This is a genomic window from Luteibacter sp. P4_D7_3, from assembly GCF_056401735.1.
The window spans coordinates 1-7,061 of record NZ_JBFUIT010000218.1; the positions used below are offsets into that span (position 1 = coordinate 1).

Annotated in this window: 6 protein-coding genes; 4 read left to right on the forward strand and 2 right to left on the reverse strand. The window is 63.6% G+C overall.

What is annotated here, in order from left to right:
- Nucleotides 1-338: DUF817 family protein (locus AC1DSN_RS16085; RefSeq protein ID WP_477331633.1), on the reverse strand; the 338-nt coding region annotated here is incomplete at its 3' end.
- A gap of 217 nt (nt 339-555) precedes the next feature.
- On the opposite strand from AC1DSN_RS16085, the gene AC1DSN_RS16090 reads away from it, so the two are divergent.
- A complete protein-coding gene (locus AC1DSN_RS16090) occupies nt 556-1,590 on the forward strand; it encodes a hypothetical protein (RefSeq protein WP_477331635.1) in 1,035 nt (344 codons plus the stop codon).
- A gap of 121 nt (nt 1,591-1,711) precedes the next feature.
- Complete coding sequence (locus AC1DSN_RS16095) at nt 1,712-3,028, forward strand: hypothetical protein (RefSeq protein ID WP_477295282.1); 1,317 nt, start codon at nt 1,712-1,714, stop codon at nt 3,026-3,028.
- Nucleotides 3,029-3,080: 52 nt separating this feature from the next.
- Here the strand turns inward: AC1DSN_RS16095 and AC1DSN_RS16100 are convergent, their stop codons facing one another.
- Nucleotides 3,081-4,127: a hypothetical protein gene (locus AC1DSN_RS16100; RefSeq protein ID WP_477295284.1), complete on the reverse strand. Its 1,047-nt coding sequence runs from the start codon at nt 4,125-4,127 to the stop codon at nt 3,081-3,083.
- Between the two features lie 239 nt (nt 4,128-4,366).
- On the opposite strand from AC1DSN_RS16100, the gene ettA reads away from it, so the two are divergent.
- Both ettA and pyrF read left to right on the forward strand, forming a co-directional pair.
- Nucleotides 4,367-6,025, forward strand: a complete 1,659-nt coding sequence (ettA, locus tag AC1DSN_RS16105) for an energy-dependent translational throttle protein EttA (protein ID WP_213948611.1) — start codon at nt 4,367-4,369, stop codon at nt 6,023-6,025.
- A gap of 143 nt (nt 6,026-6,168) precedes the next feature.
- Nucleotides 6,169-6,981, forward strand: a complete 813-nt coding sequence (pyrF, locus tag AC1DSN_RS16110) for an orotidine-5'-phosphate decarboxylase (protein WP_477295286.1) — start codon at nt 6,169-6,171, stop codon at nt 6,979-6,981.
- Nucleotides 6,982-7,061: the final 80 nt, after the last annotated feature.

Genomic DNA, 7,061 nt, shown 5'->3' on the forward strand with positions numbered 1-7,061 from the left:
ACCCGCTCGGGCGCCATACCCGGGCGCACGGCCATGCACCCCCGTGGTGGGTGAAGAAGTTCAGGTAGATGGCGCCGGCGAGCACCATCCCGGCCCACAGCGGGGAGCGCGTCGTACAGGGCGATCGGGGCGCCTTTCGGCCAGTAAAGGCCCGAAAGCAGCAACAGCGCCACCATGCAACCGCCGAAGAGGCAGGCCCAGGCCTGCTTCATGCCAAAGCAGAGGAACTCGTAGGCGAACACGCCAAGGCTTCCGCGCGCTTTCGCGAGTTCGGCGAGCGTCGTGTCCAGCCTTCCCCAGCCGTGCGCGGTGCGTCGTCCATGGGCACGCCCGTCCATCGCGATGTCCTCTTGCGTGTTGTGCTGCCCGGAGGATGGACGTTCGCAAGGGCATTCCCCTCGCACCTGTGGGGCAAAGCGCGGGCGCTGCGGCCGAAGAGCCAGGTCCCAGGTCTCCGCTGACTTGCAAGCCAGCCGATGCCTACAGCACCCGCCCGCAAGGATCCGTAGGGTTTATTCCGGGCATCACCCACCCTCCTCCCGAATGGAAGCACCCATGACCCACATTTCCAGCAAGCTCGCTCTGGCCATCGGATTGGCATTCGCCGGTTGGCAGACAACCGTCCTCGCCAAGTCATCCTCAGCCACACTCTTCGACGGTTATGTCGCTGCCGGCCTGCCGCAGGCGTTCGCGCTCCCCCGCCCCGCCGACGATGAACGGGGCGAAGGGATCGACCAGGTCGTCATCGAGGAAAAGCTCGATACGGACGTGGTCTTTCCCGATGGAAGCCATGCAATGACCTATGTCGGGACGTCGAATGGTATTGAAGCGATGTTTACGCGCATCGGCGACGACCTGAGCGTGTCGGTGTCCGACGAACGGCTCGAGCCCACGGTATCGACCGGACGGATTCGCCGCAGCGCAGCGCCAGAGATGGACGATGCGATCACCCTCCCACCGTCGGCGAGTAAGCGCGCATTCTCGCTCACGGCAGAGCCACAGACGCAGGCACCGCGGGAACTCCAGTTCTGGATCTTCCTGCATGACCAGTCCGGCGAAACCAACTATGCCAAGTTCCACAACTGGTACATCGCGTGGTGGATCCGCGACATGGAGCACGCGGTGAAACCAGGCATCCCGGTGAAAGTGATCATCAAGGATCACATCCCCGGTGTGACCGATTTCAACTACCACCAGGCCGTGACGTCTGATCGTTCACTGGTGAAGTTCGGGAATATCGCCGACCGCTATCTCGACAGCGCAGGCGCGACGCCGTCACAAATCACCAAGACCATGCTTTTCGTCAACGATGTCGCGGCGAACTGGGGCGACTATACCTATGGCGTCGCCCTTCAGAACAACACCGTAGCGATGGCCAGCGGAACGGGGCCCCGACACATCGTGGCCCACGAGTTCGGCCACACCCTGGGTGCCGCACATCGCTACGCCGAAGATCGCTTCCCCTGCGTAACGAACATGATGGGCTTCATCACTCCCCGCTACAGCTGCCGTATCTACACCGGCGCAAACGATCTGGAGATCCGTCGACACGTAAAAGAAGCGCTGGAGACGATCGAAAGAGAGCGTTGATCCCGCGCAGGTAGGAACATTCCTGTGTTGCTGGCGAAAGCGCCGCAACGTTCGTAGGTGTCGGTAAAAGAAGGAGACGGTGGCTCTACCCTGCGCCACCGCCCTTCCAACTTCCGGACCTATGAAGCACATCCTTCACCTGAATACACTCGCCATTGTGGCGTTCTGCGCTGCGCCGGCGACCGCTTCGACCTGGGACGCTTCGCCCTCCGTAGCTCAGTTCGACGAGCGCGTTGCTGGCGGCCTTCCACAGGGCATCGTTCCGTTCCATGCGACGGATCAGGCAGGACTAGCCACAACAGCGCGACTCGATGTCACCTCACGACTCAACACCGCCGTCGAACTACCGGACGGAAGCTCCATGCTCACCTACGAGGGCTACTGGAACGGAGAATCCGCGACCATCTCGCGGGGCGACAACCAGCTTCTCATCGAGACCGACGACACCGCCCAGGCGGTGGCCCTGTTCGACGCCGCGATATCGACCGGCCTGCCCAGGCACGTCCACATTGCCGACACTTCAGTCACGACTACGGTCGCGAACGACCGCGACGACGATCTCGTCGTGCTCGGCGCCCTGGGCGGCGACATCGTGTTCGCCGACGGCAGTCATGGGCAGATGTACGACGCCACGTGGCATGGGGAGTCGGTCGTCGCCACGCGCTCCGGTGACCACCTCGACATCACATCGCTCTCGCCTGCCGGCGTCGACATCACGGGTTTCACATCGGGAAGCGCCGATATCGAACATGAAAGCCTGCCCGTCGAGAACACCACCGGCGCAGCGTCTGCAGCCCCGAACGCCACACCGATAACGCCATCGCGTACGCGAAGGAGTGCGGATGTCGACCTCACGCCGAACCGCCTCACGTTTCACCTGATGCTCCACGACGATATGGGCGACATATCCTCCCAGCACGTCCATGCTGGCTATGTCGCCTGGTGGCTGGCCGATCTGCAGCGCCGCATCGTTCCCGGCAAGAAGGTCGACCTTTTCTACAGCCAGCGAATTCCCGGCGTCACCGACATGCGCTACCAATACACCGGATCGCTGCACGACTGGTCGGATGTCATCGAGCACTACGCGCGGGAGCAGCACATCCCGCGCACGTACAAGCACAAGTTCATGCTCATCGTGAAAGGCATGCCCGAGCCCGAGCGCTACGGGCGTTCCTGGCAGAAAGGGTCCGAAGGCATCGCCTCCATCAGCGGCAGGTACCCCGAGATTGCCCACCAGTTGGGGCATCTTCTGGGTGCGAAACACGCTGCCGCCGAGGTGCGTTTCGGTGGATGGTGGTGCGAGACGAACATGTACGCGCCCAGCCTGCTCCTACGCTCCAACTGCTATGGCTACTCCTCGGCCAACATGCGCCATATCGACGACTACGTCAGGACGGGCGAAGACTTCCTTCCCAACACCCGCTGGTCGGAGGATTGATGACCCTGCGGCCAACCCTCGCGATGCTCCGGCAGGTGACCTCTGAACAGCCTTATTTGGGCGTTGGCGCGTCCACCATCTTCCGTGGGGCGAGCGTGTCCGGGCCATGCCTCATATAAGAACGCATGGCGCGCTGGTTGGCCGCGCTGTACTCGAGGCAGTCGCTGCGCACCGTGCTTGAGATCGAAAGCATGTTCGTCTCGCAGCCCCACCAGCCGCGCGTTTCGGCGTTCAGATGCGTGGCGCCGAGCATGTGGCCAATCTCGTGGGCGACGATGCGTGTCCGACCGGCGATGGAAGCGATCGCCTCGTTGCCACCTTCGAAAGCCACGCCGCTCGTGCCCGGCATGGGGCGCCCGGCCGTGAGCAGCACGAATTTCCTTTTATAGGTTCTGTCCATGTCGAACCCGTAGGTGTGATCCATCGCCTTGAGCGTACGTTCAAAAACATCCAGTGAGTGGGCGTCTCCATACGGCATGGAGGTAAGCCAACGCACGCGCTCCGCATAGCTGGCCCGGAACCGATTCACGGGCAGCACGTGAGTGGCCATATCCGCCATCCACCATGCCACGTAACGTGCGTGCAGAACCCGGACGTTGCTGTCGGCCAGGTCGTCATGCTTGAAGAAGTAAAAGTGGAGGCTGTAGGCGGCCGGATCCTCGAAGTGTCCCGGGCGCACCGATCGACGAACACGCATCGCCTCCGCCCCCGTGCCAGCGGACACAGGGTCGGCCTGCGCGCCACCGTCGCCAGGCTCGTCGAACGACATGACCCTGGTATCGCCGTCGCGCATGACGGTGGCATCAAGGTGATGACCCGATCGCGTAAACACAGCAGCCTCGCCATGGAGAAAACCGCCGTACATCGCGCCGTGGACGTCACCGGGGAAGTCCACCTCGATATTCAGGCGCCGCTCGATGACGACATCGGCTGCGGATCGCCTGGCTCGGGCGGGACCGTCATCCGCTGGCGCGTCCTCGGGGGGCAGGCGCGCCACGGCGGCATCGAAGCGCTCGACCATGCTGGTAGCGGCCGTCGCCGTCGCAGGATGAAAAGGAAGAACCAGGAGTAATGCCGCGAGGCGGGAGGTGGCAACCATGGCGGAGATGGCTCGAGGGGGGAGGGCCGCCCAGTCTGGGAGCCACCGCACCGAAGGTCTGCGGGCGGGCGCCCGGAAGGGGCGGGAAACGCACCGATGAGCGGGGCCCGAAACGGCCCACGCGGCGGCGGGGTTCACGGTCCGCGACAGCTCGCCGCCCCCTGAAACCGCTATAATCGGGGTTTGCCCACCCGGCGTGCATCGGCCCCGGGGGCGCGGCCTTGGCCTACGGAGCAACCATGCAGTACATCTACACCATGAACGGGGTGAGCAAGATCGTCCCCCCGAAGCGCCAGATCATCAAGGACATCTCCCTGTCCTTCTTCCCCGGCGCCAAGATCGGCCTGCTGGGCATCAACGGCTCGGGTAAGTCCACGGTGCTGCGGATCATGGCCGGCGTCGACACCGACTTCCAGGGTGAGGCACGCGCCAACCCGGGCACGAAGATCGGCTACCTTGCCCAGGAGCCCGACCTCGATCCGACCAAGACGGTGCGCGAAGTCGTCGAGGAAGGCGTGTCCGAGATTCTCGACGCCCAGAAGCGCCTCGAAGAGGTCTATGCCGCCTATGCGGAAGAAGGCGCCGACTTCGACAAGCTCGCCAAGGAGCAGGAAGCCCTCGAAGGCATCCTTGCCGCCAACGACGCGCATGCCCTCGAGCGCCAGCTCGAAGTGGCCGCCGATGCCCTTCGCCTGCCGCCGTGGGACGCCGTGGTCGGCCCGCTGTCCGGTGGTGAGAAGCGCCGCGTCGCCCTTTGCCGTCTGCTGCTGTCCAAGCCCGACATGCTCCTGCTCGACGAGCCGACCAACCATCTGGACGCGGAGTCGGTCGACTGGCTGGAAACCTTCCTGCACGACTACCCCGGTACGGTCGTGGCGGTCACCCATGACCGCTACTTCCTCGACAACGCCGCCGAGTGGATTCTCGAGCTCGATCGCGGCCGCGGCATTCCCTGGAAGGGCAACTACACCGAGTGGCTGGAGCAGAAGGGCGAACGCCTTCAGCAGGAAGCCAACCAGGAAAAGTCGCGCCAGAAGGCGCTGGCCAAGGAGCTGGAGTGGATTCGCACGGCCGCCAAGGGTCGCCAGTCCAAGGGCAAGGCCCGCATCAACCGCTTCGAGGAACTGAACTCGGTCGAGTACCAGCGCCGTAACGAAACGAATGAAATCTTCATCCCGCCGGGCGAGCGTCTGGGCCAGGAAGTGATCGAGTTCAAGAACGTCACCAAGTCGTTCGGCGACCGCGTTCTCATCGAGGACCTGTCGTTCAAGATTCCGCCTGGCGCCATCGTCGGCATCATCGGCCCCAACGGCGCCGGTAAATCCACGCTCATGAAGATGATCATGAATCTGGAGAAGCCCGACACCGGCGAGGTCAAGCACGGCCATACGGTCAAGCTGGCCTACGTGGACCAGTCGCGCGACGCCCTCGATCCGAAGAACAACGTCTGGCAGGAAGTGTCGGGCGGCTCGGACATCCTGCAGATCGGCAACTTCGAGATCCAGTCGCGCGCCTACATCGGCCGCTTCAACTTCAAGGGTACCGACCAGCAGAAGATCGTCGGCAGCCTGTCCGGTGGTGAGCGTGGCCGCCTGCACATGGCCAAGACCCTGCTGCAGGGCGGCAACGTGCTGCTGCTCGATGAGCCGTCCAACGATCTGGACGTCGAGACGCTGCGCGCCCTGGAAGACGCCCTGCTCGAGTTCCCCGGCTGCGCGGTGGTCATCTCGCATGACCGCTGGTTCCTCGATCGCATCGCCACGCACATCATCGCGTTCGAAGGCGACTCGCACGTCGAGTTCTTCCCGGGCAACTACAACGAGTACGAAGCCGACAAGAAGCGCCGCTTCGGCGACGATGCCGGTCCGAAGCGTGTGAAATACAAGAAGCTGGTCTGATAAGGCCCACGCTGTTGTAGGAGCCGAATGCATCGGCGAATGGGTGATCGCGGCAGCCTTGCCCGCTGCCGCGGGATCGCCGATGAATCGGCTCCTACAGTCAGTAGCCTTGCCTCGAACTTACCTACATAGCGAAGCCGCCCATGAACTTCATGACCGCCCTGAAGGACGCCTGGCGTCGCAATGACTCCCTGGTCTGTGTGGGACTCGATCCCGAGCCGGGCCGCCTGCCCGCGGGTCTCGCCGGCGAGGAAGGCATCTTTACCTTCTGCCGTGACATCGTCGATGCCACGGCAGGCCTGGTGTGCGCCTTCAAGCCGCAGATCGCCCATTTCGCCGCGCAGCGTGCCGAGGGCGTCCTGGAACGGCTGATCGCCCATATCCACGACAAGCATCCGGGCATTCCGGTGATCCTGGACGCCAAGCGCGGCGACATCGGCTCGACGGCCCGGCATTACGCCGCCGAGGCATTCGAGCGCTACGACGCCGACGCGGTCACGCTGAACCCCTATCTGGGCCGGGACTCCATCGAGCCCTTCCTGGAGCGTGCGGACAAAGGCGTGATCCTGCTCTGCCGCACCTCCAATCCCGGTGGGGCGGACTTCCAGGCCCTGGATTGCGGCGGCCAGCCGCTCTACATCCGGGTCGCCGAGACGATCGCCCGCGAATGGAACGAAAACGGCAACTGTGTGCTGGTCACGGGCGCAACCTGGCCGGAAGAGCTTGGCCGGGTTCGCGCGGTGGTCGGCGACATGCCCTTGCTGGTTCCAGGCATCGGTGCCCAGGGAGGTGACATCCAGGCGGTCATGACCCAGGGACGAACCGCCGATGGCACCGGTCTGATGATTTCTTCTTCCCGCGCCATCCTTTACGCTAGCGCCAGCTCAGACTTCGCAGCCTTAGCACATCGGGCGGCTGATGAAATGAGAAAATCGGTCAACTTGTTCCGTCAGTGACGGGCGAAACAAAAAACAGTCGCAAATTGCACGACTTGGCAACTGCAAAAGGCTTACGCTGCCGCTCCGGGCTATCCAAC